The sequence below is a fragment of the Stenotrophomonas sp. 22LJNL06-5-1 genome (assembly GCF_056861455.1).
The window spans coordinates 288,338-308,688 of sequence record NZ_JBSPUE010000003.1; the positions used below are offsets into that span (position 1 = coordinate 288,338).

20 protein-coding genes are annotated in these 20,351 nt (G+C 67.2%); 8 read left to right on the forward strand and 12 right to left on the reverse strand.

Annotated elements, in window-relative coordinates:
- Position 1: 1 nt before the first annotated feature.
- The 3 genes from AC13GF_RS09605 (at position 2) to AC13GF_RS09615 (ending at position 3,773) form a co-directional block, all read left to right on the forward strand.
- Positions 2-1,348, forward strand: coding sequence for a dihydroorotase (locus tag AC13GF_RS09605; protein WP_483004466.1), 1,347 nt, complete (start codon positions 2-4; stop codon positions 1,346-1,348).
- A complete protein-coding gene (locus AC13GF_RS09610) occupies positions 1,348-2,196 on the forward strand; it encodes a M23 family metallopeptidase (RefSeq protein WP_483004467.1) in 849 nt (282 codons plus the stop codon). The genes AC13GF_RS09605 and AC13GF_RS09610 overlap by 1 nt, the downstream gene beginning before the upstream one ends.
- Positions 2,197-2,261: 65 nt before the next feature.
- Positions 2,262-3,773, forward strand: coding sequence for a hypothetical protein (locus tag AC13GF_RS09615; RefSeq protein WP_483004468.1), 1,512 nt, complete (start codon positions 2,262-2,264; stop codon positions 3,771-3,773).
- A 99-nt stretch (positions 3,774-3,872) separates the two neighbouring features.
- On the opposite strand, the gene AC13GF_RS09620 is transcribed toward AC13GF_RS09615, so the two are convergent.
- The 5 genes from AC13GF_RS09620 to efp all read right to left on the reverse strand — a co-directional run bounded on the left by AC13GF_RS09620 (position 3,873) and on the right by efp (position 8,138).
- Positions 3,873-4,577, reverse strand: a complete 705-nt coding sequence (locus AC13GF_RS09620; protein WP_483004469.1) for a squalene/phytoene synthase family protein — start codon at positions 4,575-4,577, stop codon at positions 3,873-3,875.
- Positions 4,578-4,588: 11 nt separating this feature from the next.
- Positions 4,589-5,284: a phosphoglycolate phosphatase gene (locus AC13GF_RS09625; protein ID WP_483004470.1), complete on the reverse strand. Its 696-nt coding sequence runs from the start codon at positions 5,282-5,284 to the stop codon at positions 4,589-4,591.
- Entirely contained in the window at positions 5,281-5,997 is a 717-nt protein-coding gene (gene ubiG, locus AC13GF_RS09630; RefSeq protein WP_483004471.1) for a bifunctional 2-polyprenyl-6-hydroxyphenol methylase/3-demethylubiquinol 3-O-methyltransferase UbiG, read from the reverse strand. Before ubiG ends, AC13GF_RS09625 begins: the two co-directional genes overlap by 4 nt.
- Before the next feature lie 24 nt (positions 5,998-6,021).
- On the reverse strand, positions 6,022-7,365 hold the full coding sequence (locus AC13GF_RS09635) for a TRZ/ATZ family hydrolase (RefSeq protein WP_005410380.1): 1,344 nt from the start codon (positions 7,363-7,365) through the stop codon (positions 6,022-6,024).
- 206 nt (positions 7,366-7,571) lie between these two features.
- Positions 7,572-8,138 (reverse strand): elongation factor P, encoded by a 567-nt coding sequence (gene efp, locus AC13GF_RS09640; RefSeq protein WP_014037874.1) that lies wholly within the window; start codon positions 8,136-8,138, stop codon positions 7,572-7,574.
- A gap of 120 nt (positions 8,139-8,258) precedes the next feature.
- On the opposite strand from efp, the gene epmB reads away from it, so the two are divergent.
- Entirely contained in the window at positions 8,259-9,275 is a 1,017-nt protein-coding gene (gene epmB, locus AC13GF_RS09645) for an EF-P beta-lysylation protein EpmB (RefSeq protein WP_483004472.1), read from the forward strand.
- Between the two features lie 73 nt (positions 9,276-9,348).
- Here the strand turns inward: epmB and AC13GF_RS09650 are convergent, their stop codons facing one another.
- The 3 genes from AC13GF_RS09650 to AC13GF_RS09660 all read right to left on the reverse strand — a co-directional run bounded on the left by AC13GF_RS09650 (position 9,349) and on the right by AC13GF_RS09660 (position 13,221).
- On the reverse strand, positions 9,349-11,475 hold the full coding sequence (locus tag AC13GF_RS09650) for a putative bifunctional diguanylate cyclase/phosphodiesterase (RefSeq protein WP_483004473.1): 2,127 nt from the start codon (positions 11,473-11,475) through the stop codon (positions 9,349-9,351).
- Entirely contained in the window at positions 11,472-12,374 is a 903-nt protein-coding gene (locus tag AC13GF_RS09655; RefSeq protein WP_032952775.1) for a phosphate/phosphite/phosphonate ABC transporter substrate-binding protein, read from the reverse strand. Before AC13GF_RS09655 ends, AC13GF_RS09650 begins: the two co-directional genes overlap by 4 nt.
- A gap of 76 nt (positions 12,375-12,450) precedes the next feature.
- Positions 12,451-13,221, reverse strand: coding sequence for an RNA methyltransferase (locus AC13GF_RS09660; protein WP_483004474.1), 771 nt, complete (start codon positions 13,219-13,221; stop codon positions 12,451-12,453).
- Positions 13,222-13,341: 120 nt separating this feature from the next.
- On the opposite strand from AC13GF_RS09660, the gene AC13GF_RS09665 reads away from it, so the two are divergent.
- Entirely contained in the window at positions 13,342-14,169 is an 828-nt protein-coding gene (locus tag AC13GF_RS09665; protein WP_295557105.1) for an inositol monophosphatase family protein, read from the forward strand.
- A gap of 148 nt (positions 14,170-14,317) precedes the next feature.
- Here AC13GF_RS09665 and AC13GF_RS09670 read toward each other — a convergent pair whose 3' ends face one another.
- Together AC13GF_RS09670 and htpX are read right to left on the reverse strand one after the other, a co-directional pair.
- Positions 14,318-14,761 carry a hypothetical protein gene (locus AC13GF_RS09670; RefSeq protein WP_483004475.1) on the reverse strand — a complete coding sequence of 148 codons (444 nt, stop codon included), beginning with the start codon at positions 14,759-14,761 and terminating at the stop codon, positions 14,318-14,320.
- Between the two features lie 260 nt (positions 14,762-15,021).
- Positions 15,022-15,888 carry a protease HtpX gene (htpX, locus tag AC13GF_RS09675; protein ID WP_180855208.1) on the reverse strand — a complete coding sequence of 289 codons (867 nt, stop codon included), beginning with the start codon at positions 15,886-15,888 and terminating at the stop codon, positions 15,022-15,024.
- A 93-nt stretch (positions 15,889-15,981) separates the two neighbouring features.
- On the opposite strand from htpX, the gene gluQRS reads away from it, so the two are divergent.
- The 3 genes from gluQRS to phaR all read left to right on the forward strand — a co-directional run bounded on the left by gluQRS (position 15,982) and on the right by phaR (position 18,383).
- A complete protein-coding gene (gene gluQRS / locus AC13GF_RS09680) occupies positions 15,982-16,902 on the forward strand; it encodes a tRNA glutamyl-Q(34) synthetase GluQRS (protein ID WP_483004476.1) in 921 nt (306 codons plus the stop codon).
- Between the two features lie 17 nt (positions 16,903-16,919).
- Positions 16,920-17,660, forward strand: a complete 741-nt coding sequence (phbB, locus tag AC13GF_RS09685; protein ID WP_049437412.1) for an acetoacetyl-CoA reductase — start codon at positions 16,920-16,922, stop codon at positions 17,658-17,660.
- 183 nt (positions 17,661-17,843) lie between these two features.
- Positions 17,844-18,383, forward strand: a complete 540-nt coding sequence (gene phaR, locus AC13GF_RS09690; RefSeq protein ID WP_032130258.1) for a polyhydroxyalkanoate synthesis repressor PhaR — start codon at positions 17,844-17,846, stop codon at positions 18,381-18,383.
- A gap of 74 nt (positions 18,384-18,457) precedes the next feature.
- On the opposite strand, the gene AC13GF_RS09695 is transcribed toward phaR, so the two are convergent.
- Entirely contained in the window at positions 18,458-19,411 is a 954-nt protein-coding gene (locus tag AC13GF_RS09695) for a TraB/GumN family protein (RefSeq protein ID WP_483004477.1), read from the reverse strand.
- Position 19,412: 1 nt separating this feature from the next.
- Complete coding sequence (locus AC13GF_RS09700; RefSeq protein ID WP_483004478.1) at positions 19,413-20,342, reverse strand: DUF1684 domain-containing protein; 930 nt, start codon at positions 20,340-20,342, stop codon at positions 19,413-19,415.
- Positions 20,343-20,351: the final 9 nt, after the last annotated feature.

Here is a 20,351-nt window from a genome sequence, read left to right on the forward strand (position 1 = left end):
CATGTCCTCCACCCTCATCACCAACGCCCGCATGGTCAACGAAGGCCGCACCTTCGACGGCGACCTGCGCATCGAGAACGGCCGCATCGCGCAGATCGGCAGTGGGCTGGCGCCGCGCGACGGCGAGCAGGTGGTGGATGCGGCCGGACGCTGGCTGCTGCCCGGCATGATCGATGACCAGGTGCACTTCCGCGAACCGGGCCTGACCCACAAGGGCGACATCGCCAGCGAATCGGCGGCGGCCGTGGCCGGTGGCCTGACCAGCTTCATGGACATGCCCAACACCAACCCGCCGACGCTGGATTCGACAATCCTGGAAGCCAAGTACGAGCTCGCGCGCGGCCGCGCCTGGGCCAACTACGGCTTCTACCACGGCGCCAGCAATGACAACCTGGACGCGATCCGCGCCCTGGACCCGAAGAAGGCCCCGGGCGTGAAGGTGTTCATGGGTGCCTCCACCGGCAACATGCTGGTGGACAATCCGGAAACGCTGGACGCGATCTTCCGCGAGTGCCCGACCCCGATCATCACGCACTGCGAAGACACGCCGATGATCGATGCCAACCTGAAGGCCTTCCAGGAAAAGTACGGCGACGCGCTGACCCCGGACATGCATCCGGACATCCGTTCGCGCGAGGCCTGCATCAAGTCGACCCACCTTGCGATGTCGCTGGCACGCAAGCACGGCACCCGCCTGCATGTGCTGCACATCTCCACCGCCGACGAGCTGGCGCTGTTCGAGAAGGGCCCGCTGATCCGCGCCGACGGCAGCCGCAAGCAGATCACCGCCGAAACCTGCGTGCACTTCCTGCACTTCGCGCGCCCGGACTATGCGACCAAGGGCAACCTGATCAAGTGCAACCCGGCAATCAAGGAAGTGTCCGACCGCGAAGCGATCACCGCTGCGCTGGCCGACGACGTGCTGGACGTGCTGGCCACCGACCACGCGCCGCACACCTGGGAAGAGAAGCAGAAGCCGTACGCGCAGGCACCGTCGGGCCTGCCGCTGGTGCAATACGCGCTGGTGGCCGCGCTTGAACGCGTGCACGAAGGCAAGCTGACCCGCGAGCAGGTGGTGCAGAAGTTCGCGCATGCGCCGGCGCAACTGTTCGACGTGGAAGAACGTGGCTTCCTGCGCGAAGGCTACTTTGCCGATCTGGTCCTGGTTGAAGACGTGCCGTTCACCGTCAAGCGCGAGGACGTGCTGTCCAAGTGCGGCTGGTCGCCGTTCGAAGGCACCACCTTCCGTTCGCGCGTCGCTTCCACCTGGGTCAACGGCCAGCTGGTGTGGGACGGCAGCAACCTGGTGGGCAAGCCCGCCGGCCAGCGCATGACCTACGACCGCTGATGCGTTCGGCACTGATGATCGGGGCGCTGCTGCTGGCCGCGCCCCTGCTCACCGCACCCCAGGCGCAGGCGCAGGATGGCATCGGCAGCCTGATCGACAGCCGCGTGGTGTTTCCGGCCAGTGCGTCGCAGGGCGCGCTGGTGATCGGCAAGGTACCCGCCGGCAGCCGCGTACAGTACGCCGGCCGCCAGCTGCGGGTGAGCGGCTATGGCAGCGTGGTGTTCGGCATCGGCCGCGATGAGAAGGGCCCGCTGCGCGTGCAGGTGCAACGCCCCGATGGTGGCAGCGAGACCGCGACCATTGTGGTGACGCCGCGCGACTGGCCGACCGAGCGGGTCAACGGCGTGCCACCGAAGACGGTCAATCCGCCGCCGGCCATTGCCGAACGGATCAAGCGCGAACAGGCGCAGGTGACCGCCGCACGTGCCCGCGATGACGACCGTACCGACTTCACCCAGACCTTCATCTGGCCAGTGCAGGGCCGTATCAGCGGCCGCTTCGGCAACGCGCGCGTGTACAACGGCCAGCCTGGCGCCGGTCATTCCGGCATGGACATCGCGGTGCCGACCGGCACTCCGGTGAAGGCACCGGCCGCCGGCATCGTCACCTTCGCCGGCCCGGATCTGTACCTGACCGGTGGCACGCTGCTGCTCGACCACGGTTTCGGGGTCAGTTCCAACTTCCTGCACCTGTCGCGCATCGACGTGAAGGTCGGCGACCGGGTGGAACAGGGCCAGGTGATCGCCGCCGTCGGTGCGACCGGCCGTGCCACCGGCCCGCACCTGCATTGGGGCATGAACTGGTTCGATACCCGTATCGATCCGCTGCTGGTGCTGGAACGCAAGTAACGGTCGTGCCGGCCGCTGGCCGGCATGACCGGGATGCTTCGCCGTATTGAAACAAGGAACGTTGCATGCCCGCCGCGGGTGATATCCATGTCGTCCACAACGAACGCCTTCAGGCGTTCGTCGCCTACCAGCTGACCCATCAGGACGATCGCGAAGGCGGCTTCGCCATCCTGACCCTGGACTGGACCGGCACCACCCTGCCCGACCCGGCCGCCGTGGCGGCGATGCAACCTGCGCGCTTCGACTACCTGCACCAGGACAACGCCCTGGACCATCTGTGGGTGGGCAGGCACGTGCCGCGCGATTTCCAGCATGTGGGCTGGCGCGCGCCGCTGGTCGACAGCGCACCCGACAGCTACGGCACCTGGCCGGATGGCTCGGAAGTGGAACGGCAACGCCATTGGAATACGCAGGACGCGGCGGCCGTGCAGGCCTTCAAGGCCGCCGCGCGCGCGCCTGAAGACCACACGGTGCTGCTGGAGCGCGGCCAGTACCCGATACGCCACAGTGCCACGCGGCTGGATGGCGAGGCCATGAACCTTGCGCCTTCGCTGGCCCTGTTTGATGCCCTGCCCCTGCTTACCCGGCTGGATATCGCCGAACCGGTGCCCGACCTGCTGCCGTGGCTGCGTACGCGGCCGCTCATCCATTCCCTGGACATCAGCGGCCAGCACGCGCCCGCACTGGACCTGCGCGGTACCGGACTGTTACAGCTGGTTATTGATGTGACCGGCCTGCGCAGCCTGCACCTCAATGCCGGCCTGTCCCGGCTGACCCTGCAGGGTACGATCAGCCCCGACCTAGTCATCCACGGCGAGGACGACGGACACTGGCTGACCGTGATCAGCAGCGATGCCAGCCTGCCTTGGTCCGGCCTGCCGCAGCTGGGCGAACTGCAGTTGCGCGAGGTGCGCGACGTGGATGCCGGCCGCATCGCCACGCGCTTCCCGCACCTGCGGGCACTGCGTATCGCCGGTGCCCCCTGCGTGCTGCAGGGCCTGCAGCACCTGGGCGAACTGCGGCAGCTGCACACGTTCAGCGCCAGCGATGTCTTTCCAGCGGAAGACGCGGTGTTTCCGGCACCGGAGTGCTGGCCCAGCCTCCGCCGGCTGTGGCTGCGCAGCCTGCCGGCCGCACTCGGCACTGCCATTCGGAAGGCCTACAAGCGCGAAGCGGCGAAGGGCCTGGATCTGGATGTGGGCCAGCTGCGCAAGCCCGAATGGCTGGCCGCCAATCTCGACAACCCCTTCCGCGACTGGGAGGGCGTCACGCACATCAGCACTGCGACGGCGAAGAAGGCGGCCACGCTGTATCGCAAAGCCTGTACGGATGCATTGAAGCTGGCCACCGATTGCAGCGATGCCGCGGAACTGACCGCAGCGCTGGCACAGATCGGCCGCGGCTACACCGAAGGCTTCAACGCACTGGACCGCCGCAGCGGCTTCATCGAAACCGAGGAACGCGAGCAGATCTACACGGCGTGGCTGGGCATCATCGATGCCGTGGATGCGCGAAGTGAAATCGCGTTGGACCGCGAGGTACTGCGCGCTGCAATGAATGAGGTCAGGACGTTCTGAAACGCCAGAGGGCGGTAGTGCCGGCCGCTGGCCGGCAACCGCATGAATTCTGCAGTGCCCGAGCTGCCGGCCAGCGGCCGGCACTACCAGGCAGTTGAATCAACCCCGCGCGGCCCACCACACGCGCAGCAGGGTGCGCACCGGAGTAGCTTCAATCGGCTTGCCTGCGGCCTGCGCGGTAACGCGGGCGCGCGCCAGGCTCGACCATACGCGGCGTGGACGCGGGCCGGGCACGCGCGTGCCCCACCCCTTCAACAGATGCTGCGCCCAGCGCTGCGCGGCAGTGCTGGCATCACCGTCCAGCAGGCTGCGCGGCACACCGGCCACGCCGGCATCCTGCAGGCGCTGGGCCAAGGTCTGCAGCTGCACCGCACGACCGGCGCCGGTGCGCGGCTTGTCCGCGAACAAGGCCGCCTCCACCGCGGCTACGGCTTCAGCGTAGTTGGCCAGCGCACGCTCGGCTCCGGCCGCATCCAGTGCGACGGTACGCGCTTCAACCAGATCCGGCAGTGCCTCGGCCAGCTGCGCCCACGGCGCGCGCACCGGCTCCAGCAGACGGCCCAGCGGATGGCGCGAACGATGCGCGGCCCAGCTGCGCAGTTCCTCGCCCCACCACGCCAGCTTGGCGTCGGCCGGCAGCGGATCGCCACCGGTGTTGAGCATGTCGTCGAACTCCTGCAGCAGCGCGAACCACGCCACGGCAAGCTCGCGTTGCGATTCGGCCACGAACGGGGCGGCCACCGACCATTCCGGCCAACGGCTGCGCCACTTGTCGAGGAAACTGTCCAGCGCGGTACTGCTCACTACGTGATTCCTTACGGCTGGGCCGGGGCTGCCGGCCGGGTCGGCCAGAGACTGGCCAGTTGCAGAAGTTCGGCGTTCTCGACCAGCACGTCGGCCTGCCAGGCCAGCGGGTCGTCGCTGTGCAGGCGGTAGCCCCACAGAGCTGCCACCGACGGCATGGCCGCGGCACGCGCGGCGATGATGTCGCGCTCGTCGTCACCCACGTACACGCAGTCTTCGGCGGCAACGGCAATCGCCTGCGCGGCGTGCAGCAGCGGCAGCGGGTGCGGCTTGCGTTCGGCCAGGCTGTCACCGCCGACCAGCACCGCGCAGCGCTGCTGCCAGCCATGCTGCGGCAGGATCAGGCGCGCCAGGTACTCGGGTTTGTTGGTGACGATGCCCCACACCGTACCGGCCTCATCCAGCGCAGCGAGCATGCCGGCCACGCCATCGAACAGCACCGCGTGCTGGCCGATCAACGCTTCATAGCGCTGCAGGAATTCGGGAATCAGTGCATCGCGCGCCGCGGCATCCAGGTCAGGGAAAGCGGCCCCGACCATCGCACGCGAGCCCTTCGATACCACCGGGCGCAGCGCAGCCGGGTCGATTGGCGCGCGCCCACGCTCGGCCAGCATCGCATCGCAGGTGGCGACGAAGTCCGGCGCGCTGTCCAGCAGGGTGCCGTCCAGATCAAACAGCACCGCGCGCGGGAAGCGGGCAGAGGTCATGCCGGCTTGACCGCGTAGGCGAGGTAGTTGATGTCGGTACGGCTGCTCAGGCGGGCATGGTTGCGCCACGGCTCGTAGGCCATGCCGCTGACATCCACCAGCTGCACGTCAGCCTCGCGCAGCCAGCGCGCCAGCTCGGCCGGCTTGATGAATTCCTGGTAGTGGTGCGTGCCCTTGGGCAGCAGCCGCGCCACGTACTCGGCGCCGACAATCGCCACCGCGAACGCAGCAGCGGTGCGGTTGATGGTCGACAGGAACAGGTGGCCGCCCGGCTTCAGCAGGCGCTTGCAGGCCTCGATGATCGCGCCCGGGTCCGGCACGTGCTCGAGCATTTCCATGCAGGTCACCACATCGAAGCTGCCCGGCTGCTCGGCTGCCAGATCCTCGGCGGCCTGCACCCGGTAGTCGACCTTCGCACCGCTTTCCAGCGCATGCAGCCGCGCGACCTTGACCAGCTCAGGGGCCAGGTCGATGGCAGTGACGTCGGCACCGGCCTGGGCCAGCGCTTCGCTCAACAGGCCACCACCGCAGCCGACGTCGAGCACGCGTGCGCCGCGCAGGGGCACGCCGTCGGCCACGTACTTCAGGCGTACCGGATTCAGTGCATGGAGCGGCTTCTGCGGGCCATCAGCGTCCCACCAGCGGTTGGCCAGCGCGGCGAACTTGTCCAGCTCGGCCTGATCGAAATTGGAGGAAGCGTGGGGGGCAGTCATGAGGGGTCCTTGCGGCGCCAGGGATCAGGCGCGGATATGACGGATGCGCTCGCGCCACTGGCGCGCGTTGGCGATGATGCCCGGCAGGTCCATGCCGACCAGCTCGCGCTGCACCAGCTTCGGTTTGCCGGCGATCCAGACGTCGCTGACCTGCTGGCGGCCGGTGGCGTACACCAGCTGCGACAGCACGTTGTGCAGCGGCTGGGTTTCCAGCGCGGACAGATCGACGCAGACCAGGTCGGCCTGCTTGCCGACTTCGATCGAGCCGATGCGCTCGCCGAAGCCCAGCGCGCGGGCGCCGCCCAGGGTGGAGGCGCGCAGCGTGGTGGCCGCGTCCAGCGCGGTCGCATCATCGGCCACGGCCTTGGCCAGGATCGCCGCGGTGCGGTTCTCGCTGAACATGTCCAGGTCGTTGTTGCTGGCGCAGCCGTCGGTGCCGATCGCCAGGTTCACGCCAGCACGCTGCAGGGCGCAGGCCGGGCAGAAACCGGAGGCCAGCTTCAGGTTCGATTCCGGGCAATGCACCACGCTGACGCCACGCTCGGCGCACAGGTGGATTTCCGCATCGGTCAGCTGGGTCATGTGCACCGCAATCAGGCGGTCGTTGACCAGGCCGAGGCGATCCAGCCGCGCCAGCGGGCGCTGACCATGCAGCTTGATCGAATCGTTGATTTCCTGCGCGGTCTCGTGGGTGTGCAGGTGCACCTGCATGTCGAGCTGGTCGGACAGCATCCGCACCCGCTCGAAGTTGGCATCGTTGACGGTGTACGGCGCATGCGGCGCGAACGCGGTGCCGATCAGCGGATCGGTGCGCCACTGGTCGTGCAGCTCACCGGCCTTGGCGAAGTACTCGTCGTCGGTCTTGGCCCAGGCGGTGGGAAAATCGATGATGACCGCGCCGACCAGCGCGCGGAAACCGTGCTTCTTGTAGACCGCGGCCTGCACATCGCCGAAGAAGTAGTTCTCGTTGGCGCAGGTGGTGCCGCCGCGCAGCATCTCGGCGATGGCCAGGGTGGTGCCGTCGGCCACGAATTCCGGCCCGATCACCGCCGCTTCCACCGGCCAGATGTGCTGCTGCAGCCAGGTCATCAGCGGCAGGTCGTCGGCGACGCCGCGCAGCAGGGTCATCGGGTTGTGCGTGTGCGCGTTGACCAGTCCCGGCATCAGCGCGGCCTCGGGGCGGCTGACCACCTGGGTGGCGCGGAACCGTGCGCGCGCCTCGGCACGCGGCAGGATGGCCACGATCTCGCTGCCACGCACGGCAACGGCATGGTCTTCCAGCACCACCGCATGCGGCTCGATCGGAACAACGTAACCGGCTTCGATGAGCAGGTCGCAGGCTTCGGGGAGGTGCGGGCTATCGCTCATGCGGGCTCACTTGGCTGTGGGGCGGCGAGATACTTCTGGGGGGACACGCCCCTGAGTCAGGGGCTGCCGCGAAGCGGCGGGGTCTGGAGACCCGTGAAGCGGGCCCATGATCTGCCGAAGCAGATCATGGGAGCGCCAGCGCGAATGCGAGGGCGCGTACCCGGCCAGCGGCCGGCACTACAACAGGTCGGCCTATGGCCGGAACCTTATTTGACGCGTGCGGAGTATTCGCCCGAACGGGTGTCGACGCGGATCACTTCTTCCTGGTTCACGAACAGCGGCACGCGGACCACGGCGCCGGTTTCCAGGGTGGCCGGCTTGCCGCCGCCGCCCGAGGTGTCGCCACGGACGCCCGGATCGGTTTCGGTGATCTTCAGTTCGACGAAGTTCGGCGGCTGCACGAAGATCGGCTCACCGTTCCACAGGGTGACCACGCAGGACTCTTCGCCCTTCAGCCACTTCTCGGCGCCGCCCATGCCGGCCTTGGTGGCCTGGACCTGCTCGAAGGATTCCGGGTCCATGAAGTGCCAGTACTCACCGTCGCTGTACATGAAGTTCATGTCGGTATCGACGACGTCGGCTGCATCCAGCGAGTCGGTCGACTTCATGGTGACTTCCTGGGTACGGCCGTCCTTGATCAGGCGGTACTTCACGCGGGTGAAGGCCTGGCCCTTGCCCGGCTTGACGTATTCGGTGTCGATGATGACGGCCGGTTGGTTGTTGACCAGGATCTTCATCCCGTTCTTGACGTCGTTCATGCCGTAGCTGGCCATGCGTAAACTCCTGAGTGGCAAAAACGCCGCGGGTGCGGCGAGCCGTTAGAATGGAAAGCCCACCGGATGCCGGTGGGCGACTGTTTTTCTGCCCCCATGATAACCGCAGGCCCCCTCTCCATGCAGCTTTCCGCCTTCCCACGGCCCCAGTCGCCAGGTGCGCCCGCGCGCTGGCAGCAGCTCTGGCGCCAGGCGCTGCGCGACCCGCACGCGCTGCTGGCCCGGCTGCAGCTGGACCCGGCCGCGCTGGGCGTCTCGGAGGCGGCCATGGCCCAGTTCGCGCTGCGCGTACCGGAGGGTTTCGTGGCCCGCATGCGCCCTGGCGATGCAGCCGACCCGCTGCTGCGCCAGGTACTGCCGATCGACGAGGAAATGCGCCCGGCACCCGGGTTCAGCTTCGATGCGGTGGGCGATGGCGCCGCCAAGAAGGCCACCGGCGTCATCCAGAAGTACCGTGGCCGCGCCCTGCTGGTCGCCACCGGCAGCTGTGCGATCAACTGCCGCTACTGCTTCCGCCGCCACTTCGACTATGGCGCGGAAAACGCCGCCAAGGGCGGCTGGCAGGAGGCCGTAGCCGCCATCGCGGCCGATCCGGACATCGACGAGGTGATCCTGTCCGGCGGCGACCCGCTGTCCCTGGCCACGCACAAGCTGGTCGAGCTGACCGACGCCCTGCGCGCGATCCCGCATATCCGCCGCCTGCGCATCCATACCCGGCTGCCGATCGTGCTGCCGGAGCGCGTGGACGACGAACTGGTCTCCTGGCTGGGCAGCCTGCCGTGGCCGCTGGCGATCGTGGTCCACGCCAACCATGCCAATGAATTCGATGCCAGCGTGGATGCCGCGATGGCACGCCTGCGCGGCCTCGGCGCCCAGCTGCTGAACCAGGCCGTGCTGCTGCGCGGGGTCAACGACAGCGTGCAGGCCCTGCAGGACCTGAGCGAGCGCAGCTTCGCCGCCGGCGTGCTGCCCTATTACCTGCACCAGCTGGACAAGGTCGAGGGCGTGGCCCACTTCGAAGTGGACGATGCCCAGGCCAAGGCGCTGATTGCCGGCCTGACCGCGCGCCTGTCCGGCTATCTGATCCCGAAACTGGTGCGCGAACTGCCCGGCGACCCGAGCAAGCGCCCGGTGTAACAAAAAAGGGGACGGAGGGAATTAAGTCGCTTATGCATTTGCGACTTAATTCCCTCCGTCCCCTTTTTTGGGGTCAGACGCCCGATTCGATCATCCGAACCACTTCGGTGGCGGTCACCGGATGGCTCAGCCAGTAGCCCTGGCCAAGGTCGCAGCCGCGCTGCGCCAGCAGCTCGAACTGCGCCTGCTGCTCGATGCCTTCGGCCACCACGGTGATGCCCAGCGCGTGGGCCATGGCGATGATCGCTGTGGTCAGCGCGAGGTCGTCGGGATCACGCTGCATGTCGGCCACGAAGCTCTTGTCGATCTTCACGCCGTCCACGGGCACCTGGCGCAGATGACTGAGCCCGGAGAAGCCGGTCCCGAAATCATCCAGCCAGACCTTCACGCCGGTGCGGTGCAGCTTGTCCAGCAGCTGCGCGGCAACCATCTCGTCGCCGATCACGGCGGTTTCGGTCAGCTCCAGGTGCAGGCGCGACGCCGGCAGCCCGGACTCATGCAGGCACTGCGCGACCAGCGCCGGCAGTTCACCGCCGCGCAACTGCCGTGGCGACACGTTCACCGACACGAACAGGTCGTCCCCGGCCGCCCCGCGCGGCCACTGCGAGGCTTCCATGCAGGCCGCGCGCAGCACCTTCGGGCCGATGATCTCGATCAGCCCACTCTGCTCGGCCACTTCGATGAACACCGACGGCGGGATCGTGCCCAGGGTCGGATGCTGCCAGCGCAGCAGCACTTCGACGCCGACCATGCGGCGGTCGCGCATGCGGAAGATCGGCTGGTAGGCCAGGCGCAGTTCGCCGCGCTCCCAGGCACCGCGCAGTTCCTGTTCCATATGCACGCGACGCTCGACTGCGTGGTCCATCGCCCGGCTGTAATAGCGATAGCAGTTCTTGCCGGCCATCTTCGCCTGGTACATGGCGATGTCGCCGTTCTTCAACAGGGTGGTCGCATCGGCCGCATCGTCGGGGAACAGGGTCACGCCGATCGAGGTACCCAGGAACAGTTCCCTGCCCTGCACCACCAGCGGCTTGCCCAGCTCGCGTACCAGCACTTCGGCCAGCAGCCGCGCGTTGGCGGCCACATCACCGTCGCCCACCAGGATCACGAACTCGTCGCCGCCGAAGCGCGCCAGCAGGGCCTCATCGCCACCGGCCTCGGTGACCGCGCGACCGATACGCTGGGCGAACTGCAGCAATGCCTCGTCGCCGGCTTCATGGCCAAGGGTGTCATTGACCCGCTTGAAGTCGTCGATATCGGCGAACAGCAGCCCCAACCGGTGATTGGCGGCACGGGCAGCCATCAACCGATGATCAAGCGCCTCGCGGAATGCCAGCCGGTTGGTCAGCCCGGTCAGCGCGTCGGTATAGGCCATGCGCCGCACTTCGCGGTCATGGCGGGCGATCGCATCACGCATCCGGGCGAAACCGCGGACCAGTTCGCCGACCTCGTCGTCGCGGGTGTTCTCGGCCAGGGGCGTCTGGTAGTCACCGGCCTCGATGCGACGGGCGGCGACGGCAAGATCACGGATCGGCGCGACCAGGGTGCGCTGCACGTACAGGATCACCACCACACCGATCACCACCAGCAGGCCCAGCATCAGCAGCAGCCAACCCAGGTGACGGCTGCCGACCTGCTGCAGGCGCTCGCCCAGGGTGGCGTTGGCCGCCTGCTCGCGCTGCTGCACCTCATCCAGCGCCATGCCGACCCGGACGCCGCCAATGCGCTGGTTGCCGATCATGATCGGCATGGTGTTGTCGAGTACCTTCGGCGATTCCTGCACGACCAGCATCTGCGCGGCCGCGGCCTTGGGAGCCAGTGGATCGGCCATCGGCTGGCCGAAGCCGGACACTTCGACCGAGCCATCGTGTACCAGCCGGCCGCGTTCGTCGAACACCAGTACATAGCGCACCACGGGTTGGCGCGCGGTACTGCGCACCAGTACGCCCACCTGGTCCAGGTCACGGTAGTACAGCGGGTTGGCCAGGGCGTCGGACAGCTCACGCGCCATCGCCTCGCCGCGACTGCGCACGCTGCGGTCGAACAATTCATGGATGACGCCGCCGCTGAGGTTGCGCACCTCGCCCTGCATCGCCGTCTGCCGCCCCAACAACACCGCAAGGATCGCGATCACCACGACCATCGCCCCGCCCATCGCGAGCAGGAACCGGGCCTGCATCCCCGAGCCAAGCCACTTCATTCCACTTCCATCCGCACGCGCGTCAATCCTTGTTTCAATTCATCCAACCGCTGCTGCGCATGCGCATCGACGCGGTGGAACCCGGAAGTGCCAAAAAACCGATGCAACGCCCCCTGTGCCTGCGGGTCGCTGGCTGCCTGCAGCAGCACTTCCTGCAGGCGATCGCGCACGCGTGGATCAAGGTCGGCGCGGACCATCTCCACCGCACGCGGGTAGGGTTCGGTGCGCAGCAGTTCGCGGAAGTCGCGCCGGAACGCTGCCGGCATCCGCCGCTCGTCATTCCAGTCCACGCTGCTCACCGCTCCCACGTCAACCACGCCCTTGTGCACGAACGTCGCGATGTTCAGCTCGCTGCGTGCAAATACGTAACCCACACTGTCCCGGCCCGGCATGTCCCATGCACCGGCCAGGATCTGGGGCGACAGGCCCTCCTGCAGCAACGTCATCACCGGCACCAGATAGGCACTGGTGGACGCCGTGTTCTGCAGGGCCAGGCGATGGCCCCGCAGATCCTGTACGCGCTGGATCGGGCTGTCGCGACGCACGAAGAACACCGTCTGGTAATCACGCACGCCGTTGCGTTCGGTCAGCAGCAGTGGACGGGCGCCACTGCGCTGGCCCAGCGCCACCGCCGTACCCGAGGTTTCCGTGACCCAGTCGACCCTGCCCCGCCGCAGGTAGCTGGCCATCTGCTGCGGGTCGCGTGCCATCAGGATCCTCCCCTCCTTGATGCCAACGTCGTGCATGCGCGCCACCACGTAGTCCAGCAAGGGCTGCAGCTGCTCGTAGTGGGCCTTGGGATCATCGCTGATCCGGCCCAGCACCAGCACCGGGTCCGGTGCTGCACGCACCGTCCCGGCCAGCAGGACCATGGCCAGGCTCAGCAGTCCCCCCTGCATTGCCTTTCGCAGACCCGACACAGGCTTCATCCCCCCTGGGTATCCAGACAGACTACCCGAAAAAATGAGAACGTCGTCAGCTGTCCTTGCCGCCTGCCTGGGCCAGTCGCGCCATGCGCTGGGTGTCGGCGAGGATGCCGCGCAGCAGGCGCACTTCCTGCTCGCTCGGCTCGCTGCGCAGGAACAGGCGGCGCAGCTTGCGCATCGCCGACTCGGGGGCGCGGCCCTTGTGGAAATCGATCTCGTCCAGCGTGTCACCCAGCTGCGCGAAGAAGCTCTCCATCTGCTCGTGGCTGGCCGCCTGTTCGCGGAAGCCGGGCTCGGCATCGGTGGCCGGCTGCGCGCCCAGCAGCTGCATGCGCGTTTCATACGCCAGCACCTGCACGGCGGCAGCCAGGTTGAGCGAGCTGAACTCCGGATCGGACGGGATGTGCACCGCCGCATGGCAGAGCTGCAGTTCCTCGTTGGTCAGGCCGGTGCGCTCACGGCCGAACACCAGCGCCACCTCGGCACCCTCGCCGGCCTTGGCCACCGCACGGGCAGCGGCATCGGCCGGCAGGTACTCCTCCAGCTGGACGCGGCGGGCACGGGCGGTGCAGCCCAGCACCAGGCGGCAGTCAGCCACGGCCTCGGCCAGAGTGGCCACCATCGGGGCGTCCCCCAGCACGTCTTCGGCACCGGCCGAGCGGCGGAAGGCCTCCTCGTCCAGCGGCTTTTCGGGGGCGACCAGTACCAGGCGGGCCAGGCCCATGGTCTTCAGGGCACGGGCGGCGGCCCCCATGTTGCCGGGGTGCTGGGTACCGACCAGGACGAATCGGAGACGGGTGGCGGCGGGAAACTGGGACATGAACAGGGAAAAGGTCGAGCTGGACGATGACCAATGGTAAACTGTGCGGCCGGCCACTGCGCCGGACCCGCTCTTTTCCCCCGCCAGTCCTTCTCTTCTGCCTTTCCGGGAGCCCACGCCATGCAGAAACCCGCCGTAACCGTCATGGTCAAGGCCGCCCGCCTCGCCGGCAACGTCCTGTTGCGCAACATCAACAAGCTCGAGGCACTGAACGTGGTGCAGAAGGGCCGGATGGACTACGCCAGCGAAGTGGATGCGGACGCGGAAAAGGTCATCGTCAAGGAACTCAAGCGCGCCTATCCGGACTACGGCATCTTCGGTGAAGAAGGTGGCGTGCAGGGCGAGCGCCGCCAGATGTGGGTCATCGACCCGCTGGACGGCACCAGCAACTACCTGCGCGGCGTGCCGCACTACTGCGTGTCGATCGCCCTGGTCGAAAACGGCGAGCCGACCGATGCGGTCATCTTCGACCCGCTGCGAAATGAACTGTTCACCGCCAGCCGTGGCGCTGGTGCCGTGCTGAACGACCGCCGCATCCGCGTGGCCGACCGCAAGGACCTGGAAGGCACCATGATCCACACCGGCTTCGCGCCGCGCGAGCGCAACCGCGCCAGCGCCCAGCTGAAGGCGGTGGATGCCCTGCTGGTGCACGGCGAGGACATCCGCCGCACCGGTTCGGCGGCACTGGACCTGGCCTACGTGGCCTGCGGCCGCGCCGACGCCTACTTCGAAGCCGGCGTGAAGGCATGGGACATCGCTGCCGGCCTGCTGCTGGTCCGCGAGGCCGGCGGCAAGGTCTGCGACTTCAAGGGCGCGACCCTGGGCCGCATGGACAACCGTGGCCCGGACACCCACCAGATCGTGGCCGGCAACCTGAAGGTGGCCGAGTCGCTGCAGAAGGTGCTGGTGAACACCGGCTACGCGGCGGAGTTCGACGCGAAGTTCTGAGGTTCTGCGTAAAGCAGTTCACTGAAACGGCACCTGCGAGGGTGCCGTTTTTTGTTTGTGCCACTGACCGAGCATGGCCTGCCTTTTGTAGAGTCGAGCCATGCTCGACTGCATTTCGCGCAAACCACCCATGACCATGGCGCCGGGTTCAGCGCCTGTCACATTGCTCGATGAAAGCCCGGATGTCCGGCATTCCTGAGCCACCTCGAAGACGGGCCACTACCGCGAAGGGATTGAAGGGCTCCGGCGTGTCCATTTCATGCCCAACGAGCATGGGCTCTGGCACATCGTCATCGTTCAACTCGACACGAAGCCATTCTCCACCAAATCGGAACCTGACAACCTCCCCCAGATACCGACCGACATCGTACTGCAGGTCCTCATACTCGCCGCCTTCATCCAGAAGCGCGATAAGAGCGGACAGCGTGTGACCGAGATTCTGCCAACCGTGCTCGGGATGAGGCAGGGGGGCATGCCCTCGCCGCTCCAGGTCATCGCTGAACATTTCCAGCTCCGTCTCCGCATGCTCGATGAACAACTCCAGGAACTCCTCCTTGATGTCCTCGAAAGCCACGCCGTCTTCTTCACGCATGCCTGGAATCCTTAGTCATTTTGCGAGAGCGCCCCAAACTGGATCAGATTCCCGTTCCAGACTCAATGCACAGGTCTGGACGTTTCGCGCAAATCCGTGCAGCGGCTCGCAGCAGCGGATCGAAGCATGGGGTGCCAGCCCGGCACACAATGCCGTATGCGACAAGATCCAGCGCACCTCTGCCAGCCAAGAGATCCTGGAAAAAAAAAACGCCCGGCGCGGGGCCAGGCGTTCCTGCACTACCGTAGAAGTACGGAGACTTACGCCGCCGTCGAAGCCCGCAGCGCGGCGATGCGCTCTTCCAGCGGCGGGTGGCTCATGAACAGCTTCTTCGCGGTCGAACCGGCAATACCGAAGGCCGCGATCTGGGTCGGCAGCGTGCTCTGGCCATGGTTGAGCTGCAGGCGCTCCAGCGCGGCGATCATCTTCTGGCGGCCGGCCAGCGAGGCACCGCCGGCGTCGGCGCGGAACTCGCGGTGGCGCGAGAACCACATCGAGATCATGGTGGCGAACAGGCCGAACACCATCTCCAGCACGAACACGATGATGTAGTAGGCGAAGCCGCGGCCGCCGCCTTCGCGGTTGCCCGACAGCGCACTGTCGATGATGCCGCCGACCACGCGCGCCAGCACGATCACGAAGGTATTCAGCACGCCCTGCAGCAGCGCCATGGTGATCATGTCACCGTTGGCAACGTGGGCGATCTCGTGGCCCAGCACCGCTTCGGCCTCGTCTTCGCTCATGTTGTGCAGCAGGCCGGTGGACACCGCCACCAGCGCGTTGTTGCGGTTGGCGCCGGTGGCGAAGGCATTGATTTCCGGGCCTTCGTACACGGCCACTTCGGGCATGCCGATGCCGGCCGCCTTGGCCTGGCGCTCAACGGTGGCCAGCAGCCAGCGCTCGGTCTGGTTGCGCGGCTCGGTGATCACCACCGCGCCTGTGGAACGCTTGGCCATCCACTTCGACAGCAGCAGCGAGATGAAGGAACCACCGAAACCGAAGATGCCGGCCATGATCAGCAGACCGCTCATCTTGCTGGGATCGGTTCCCAACAGCGACATCACGATACTGGCCAGGATCAGCACGGCAAAGTTCGTGGCCAGGAAGAGGGCTATACGGGTGAACATGGGAAATTCCGGCTCGGAAGGGGTCGATATCGATCAATTTGCGGTGCGGTCAGCTTGAATTCAAGCGCCAACCTGACCGACGATTCAGCCAGCATGACCTCCCCTATTCCCACTGGCCGTTTCGCGCCCTCGCCGACCGGCCTGCTCCACCCCGGATCCCTGCTCGCCGCCTTCGGCAGCTGGCTGCTCGCGCGCCATCACGGCGGCCTGTGGCGGCTGCGCGTCGAAGACGTCGACCCGCCGCGTACCGTACCCGGTGCAGCGGATTCGCAACTGCAGGCGCTGGCCGCGTTCGGCCTGGACCACGACGGTCCGGTCCTCTGGCAGAGCGCGCGCGGCGAGGCCTACCAGGCCGCGCTGGATGTGCTCCTGGCCAGCGACCAGGCCTTTGTCTGCCATTGCAGCCGCAGCGACCTGGCCGCCAGCGGCGGCATCCACCACCGCTGCGTCGCCCGGCAACCGCGACCGGACCCCGCCGTCCGTTTCCGCGTGCCACCGGGCAGCATCGTGCGCTTCGATGATGGCCTGCGCGGCCCGCAGCAGCAGGACGTGCATGTCGAGGTCGGCGACTTCGTGCTGCGCCGCGCCGATGGCTGCTGGGCCTACCAGCTGGCGGTGGTGGTCGATGACGCCGCGCAGGGGGTGACCGAAGTGGTGCGTGGCGCCGACCTGCTCGACTCCACCGCGCGGCAGATCCTGCTGCAGCAGGCATTGGGGCTGGCGGTGCCGCGCTACTGGCACCTGCCGCTGCTGCTCGATGCCCCGGGCCACAAGCTGTCCAAGTCGCTGGCGGCGCTGCCGGTGGACAGTTCGCACCCGCTGCCCGTGCTGCGCCAGCTCTGGCAGCTGCTCGGCCAGGCACCCGGGGCGCTGGAAGCTGCGCACGATCTGGATACGCTGCTGGCGGCCGCTCGGCAGGCCTTCGACCCGGCGCGGCTGCCGCGTAGCGACATCCTGTTGCCGGCCGGCGCACTTTCCGCGCCGATGTTGCAGAATCACCCTTCCCCCACCTGATACCCGGACAGCACTCCATGACATCTCGCGTCGCACTGGTCACCGGCGGAACCGGCGGCATCGGTACTGCCATCTGCCAACGCCTGGCCGACCAGGGCCACCGGGTCGCCACCAACTACCGCGACGAGGCCAAGGCCCGCGCCTGGCAGCAGGCGATGACCGAACGCGGCTACAGCGTGTCGATCTTCCCGGGCGATGTCTCCGATCCAGGCAGCGCCGAAGCGCTCGTGCGCGCCGTCGAGGCCGAGCTGGGCCCGGTCGAGATCCTGGTCAACAACGCCGGCATCACCCGCGACACCACGTTCCATCGCATGCGCGCGGACCAGTGGCACGATGTGATCAACACCAACCTCAATTCGGTGTTCAACGTCACCCGCCCGGTCATCGAGGGCATGCGCCGCCGCGGCTGGGGCCGGGTCATCCAGATCAGCTCGATCAACGGCCTGAAGGGCCAGTACGGCCAGGCCAACTACGCGGCGGCCAAGGCCGGCATGCACGGCTTCACCATCTCGCTGGCGCGCGAGAACGCCGGCTTCGGCATCACCGTCAACACCATTTCGCCCGGCTACGTCGCCACCGACATGGTGATGGCGGTGCCGGAGGAAGTGCGCGCCAAGATCATCGCCGACATCCCCACCGGACGCCTCGGAAAGCCGGAGGAAATCGCCTACGGCGTCTCGTTCCTGGTCGCCGACGAAGCCTCATGGATCACCGGTAGCAACCTGGACATCAACGGCGGCCACCATATGGGTTGGTAAGCCGCGCAGCGGGCCCTGGCGGCGAACGCCGCCGGCCCCTGCCAAGAGTCATGCTGCGCAGCACGCAAACCCTTGTTGCGCAACATGATCACTGCTGAAAGCCAAGCCTGGCGGGGGCTGAGGCGGTTGCAACGGCTGCTGCACTGCGCCATGCTGCGCGTCTACTGTGACGAGTACCGCTTCATGGCTGCGACCCGCATCATCAAGAAGTATCCGAACCGCCGTCTCTACGACACCGAGATCTCCAGCTACATCACCATCGAGGACGTGCGCCAGCTGATCCTGGACGGTGAAGACTTCGAAGTCCGCGACGCCAAGAGCGGCGACGACCTCACGCGATCGGTCCTGCTGCAGATCATCGCCGACCAGGAACAGGACGGCGAACCGATGCTGTCCACCCAGCTGCTGAGCCAGCTGATCCGCTTCTACGGCGACTCCCTGCAGGGCTTCATGGGCAATTACCTGGAGCGCAGCATGCAGGTCTTCCTCGACCAGCAGCAGCAGTTCCGCCAGCAGATGGGCAATCTGCTGGGCCAGACCCCGTGGGCGATGATGAACCAGCTGACCGAGCGCAACCTGGAGCTGTGGCAGGAATTCCAGCGCAACATGGGCACAGGCTTCGGCGGCCCGCGCCCGGGCGGCACCGGAACGGGAACCGGCGCAGGTACCGGCAACAAGCCGAACGAACCGGGCACCGGCACCGGCGGCAAGACCCGCCGCTGAGCTGCAGCATCGGCTGATACGAAAACGGCGCGCCCCTGGCGCGCCGTTTTGTTTGGCATCGCGCCAACGATACGTCAGCGTTTCGCCTTGCACCCCGTGCATACGCGCTCGACCTTGTAGCCCTTCGCCTTCAGCTTCTCGACCACGCCATCACTGCCCAGCAGGTGCAGCGTGCCGACCACCACCAGCGTGCCGCCCTGCCCGGCCTGCAGGTACGGCAGCAGCTTCGGCACCCAGGCGTCATTGCGGCCGGTATTGATGCGCTGGTAAAGCTGCGGATACTGCTGGCGCATTTCCGCCGCCATCCGGGTCCACAGCAGGCGCTCGTCACCCCGGCGCCAGGCATCATGCAGCTGGCGTGCCTGCTCGTCGGCCTTGCCGGCCTGGTCCAGCGCTTCGGCCAGCATCTGCCGCTGTTCCTGCAGCGTCATTCCGTCGAGCATGCCGATCTGGGTGTCGATGTCTTCCAGGCCCGCGGTCTTGCGCCCGGTCTTCTGCGCACGCTCCATGAAGTGACGGTCCAGGCCCAGCGCCGGGTCCAGGCCCAGCTTCTGCATCTGCCCGACCGAAATGCTCAGGCCGACAAACCACGGCTTCATGCCCTGCATCTGCGCCAGCGGCAACTGGTTCTCGGCAGCAAAGGTCTGCAGCTTCTGCCAGGTCGCAGCATCCAGGTCACGCTTGAGCTCGCCGCCATCGGTGCGGACCGCTGCCTGCACCATGCGGCTGGCCAGCTGTGGCGACTGCATGTCTTCCGGCGACAGTTCGAACACGACCCGCTGCGAGGCCTCGAACGCCTGTTCGACATCGGGCGACAACGGGTAATCCTGCGGCTTCAGCAGGTGGAAGGAACCGAGCAGGTAGAGGCGCGAGTCGCCCGGGCCGGTCACTTTCCACAGCAACGGCACCGGCGGCTTGGTCGCCGCTGCGCCAGCGGTGTCGGCTTGCACGGTACGCGCTGCAACCAGCGGTGCCAGCGCACAGGCCGCCAACAGAACGGCGGCACGCAACAGGAATCTGATCGGCATCTCAGCCTTCTCCTTCAGGCAGGTGGTAAGCCTTCTCGCCCGCTTCAACGCGCAGGTCCAGCCGGTTTTCCGGCGGCGCCAACGGGCAGGTCGCGTAGGCGGTGAACGCACACGGCGGGTTGTAGGCACGGTTGAAATCGATGCGTACCGTGCCATCGGCTGCCGGCGCATCGGTGTCCAGGTAGCGCCCGGCTGGATAGCTGCCGCGGCCACTGGTGCGATCGGCAAAGATCAGGAACAGCGGCTGCCCCGGCGCACCGATCGCCTCCAGCCGCCAGTTGCGGCCATCGCGCTGGAACTCGACCGCGCCGGCATTGGGCATTTCGGTGGTCAGGCCGGTGATGTCTACGATGGGCAGGGTTTTGCCCGGTGGATGTGCGACAAAGCGCGCCTGCACCTGCCAGTCAGGACCACCCGGCCAGTACTCCAGGCCGGCGAAATCACGGCGTGCCGGCGCATCGGCATGCTTGACCCGCAGCGCATCGCGCGGACCGCGGCGGATGATGCTGAGCTGGCCTTTGCCACCGTCGAAGGCCAGCAGCGTCGGCTGCGGATCCTTGTCGGTGTCGACGCGGATGCGGCCGCGCACCGGCTGGCCCTCATGGCTGACGTCCACACCGGCCTCGGGTGTGAACCACCATTGGCTGCCTTCGCGGCGCAGCAGGCCCAGCTTGTCCGGCCCAACCGCCAGGCGGATGCCATTGGTCGCGCCGCTGCCGACGAAGTGCGATTTGTTCTGCAGCCAGTGCAGGCCAACCAGCGCGGTCCAGCCATCGGGCCGGGTCAGGTCCTGGTAGCGTGCTACCCGCCACCGCTGCTGCGTGGCCGTGTAGGCCGGATCTTCAGTAACCGTCGGCGCCGGCGCTGTCGCCGGACTGCAGGCAGCCAACACCATGGCGACCAGCAGGCCGCCCATTCCCCGATAACGCATCGATGCTCC

Coding starts and splice junctions, on each gene's coding strand:
- AC13GF_RS09605 (WP_483004466.1), top strand. CDS start 2: ATGTCCTCCACCCTCATCACCAACGCCCGCATGGTCAACGAAGGCCGC.
- AC13GF_RS09610 (WP_483004467.1), top strand. CDS start 1,348: ATGCGTTCGGCACTGATGATCGGGGCGCTGCTGCTGGCCGCGCCCCTG.
- AC13GF_RS09615 (WP_483004468.1), top strand. CDS start 2,262: ATGCCCGCCGCGGGTGATATCCATGTCGTCCACAACGAACGCCTTCAG.
- AC13GF_RS09625 (WP_483004470.1), bottom strand. CDS start 5,284: ATGACCTCTGCCCGCTTCCCGCGCGCGGTGCTGTTTGATCTGGACGGC.
- ubiG (WP_483004471.1), bottom strand. CDS start 5,997: ATGACTGCCCCCCACGCTTCCTCCAATTTCGATCAGGCCGAGCTGGAC.
- AC13GF_RS09635 (WP_005410380.1), bottom strand. CDS start 7,365: ATGAGCGATAGCCCGCACCTCCCCGAAGCCTGCGACCTGCTCATCGAA.
- efp (WP_014037874.1), bottom strand. CDS start 8,138: ATGGCCAGCTACGGCATGAACGACGTCAAGAACGGGATGAAGATCCTG.
- epmB (WP_483004472.1), top strand. CDS start 8,259: ATGCAGCTTTCCGCCTTCCCACGGCCCCAGTCGCCAGGTGCGCCCGCG.
- AC13GF_RS09650 (WP_483004473.1), bottom strand. CDS start 11,475: ATGAAGTGGCTTGGCTCGGGGATGCAGGCCCGGTTCCTGCTCGCGATG.
- AC13GF_RS09655 (WP_032952775.1), bottom strand. CDS start 12,374: ATGCAGGGGGGACTGCTGAGCCTGGCCATGGTCCTGCTGGCCGGGACG.
- AC13GF_RS09660 (WP_483004474.1), bottom strand. CDS start 13,221: ATGTCCCAGTTTCCCGCCGCCACCCGTCTCCGATTCGTCCTGGTCGGT.
- AC13GF_RS09665 (WP_295557105.1), top strand. CDS start 13,342: ATGCAGAAACCCGCCGTAACCGTCATGGTCAAGGCCGCCCGCCTCGCC.
- AC13GF_RS09670 (WP_483004475.1), bottom strand. CDS start 14,761: ATGCGTGAAGAAGACGGCGTGGCTTTCGAGGACATCAAGGAGGAGTTC.
- htpX (WP_180855208.1), bottom strand. CDS start 15,888: ATGTTCACCCGTATAGCCCTCTTCCTGGCCACGAACTTTGCCGTGCTG.
- gluQRS (WP_483004476.1), top strand. CDS start 15,982: ATGACCTCCCCTATTCCCACTGGCCGTTTCGCGCCCTCGCCGACCGGC.
- phbB (WP_049437412.1), top strand. CDS start 16,920: ATGACATCTCGCGTCGCACTGGTCACCGGCGGAACCGGCGGCATCGGT.
- phaR (WP_032130258.1), top strand. CDS start 17,844: ATGGCTGCGACCCGCATCATCAAGAAGTATCCGAACCGCCGTCTCTAC.
- AC13GF_RS09695 (WP_483004477.1), bottom strand. CDS start 19,411: ATGCCGATCAGATTCCTGTTGCGTGCCGCCGTTCTGTTGGCGGCCTGT.
- AC13GF_RS09700 (WP_483004478.1), bottom strand. CDS start 20,342: ATGCGTTATCGGGGAATGGGCGGCCTGCTGGTCGCCATGGTGTTGGCT.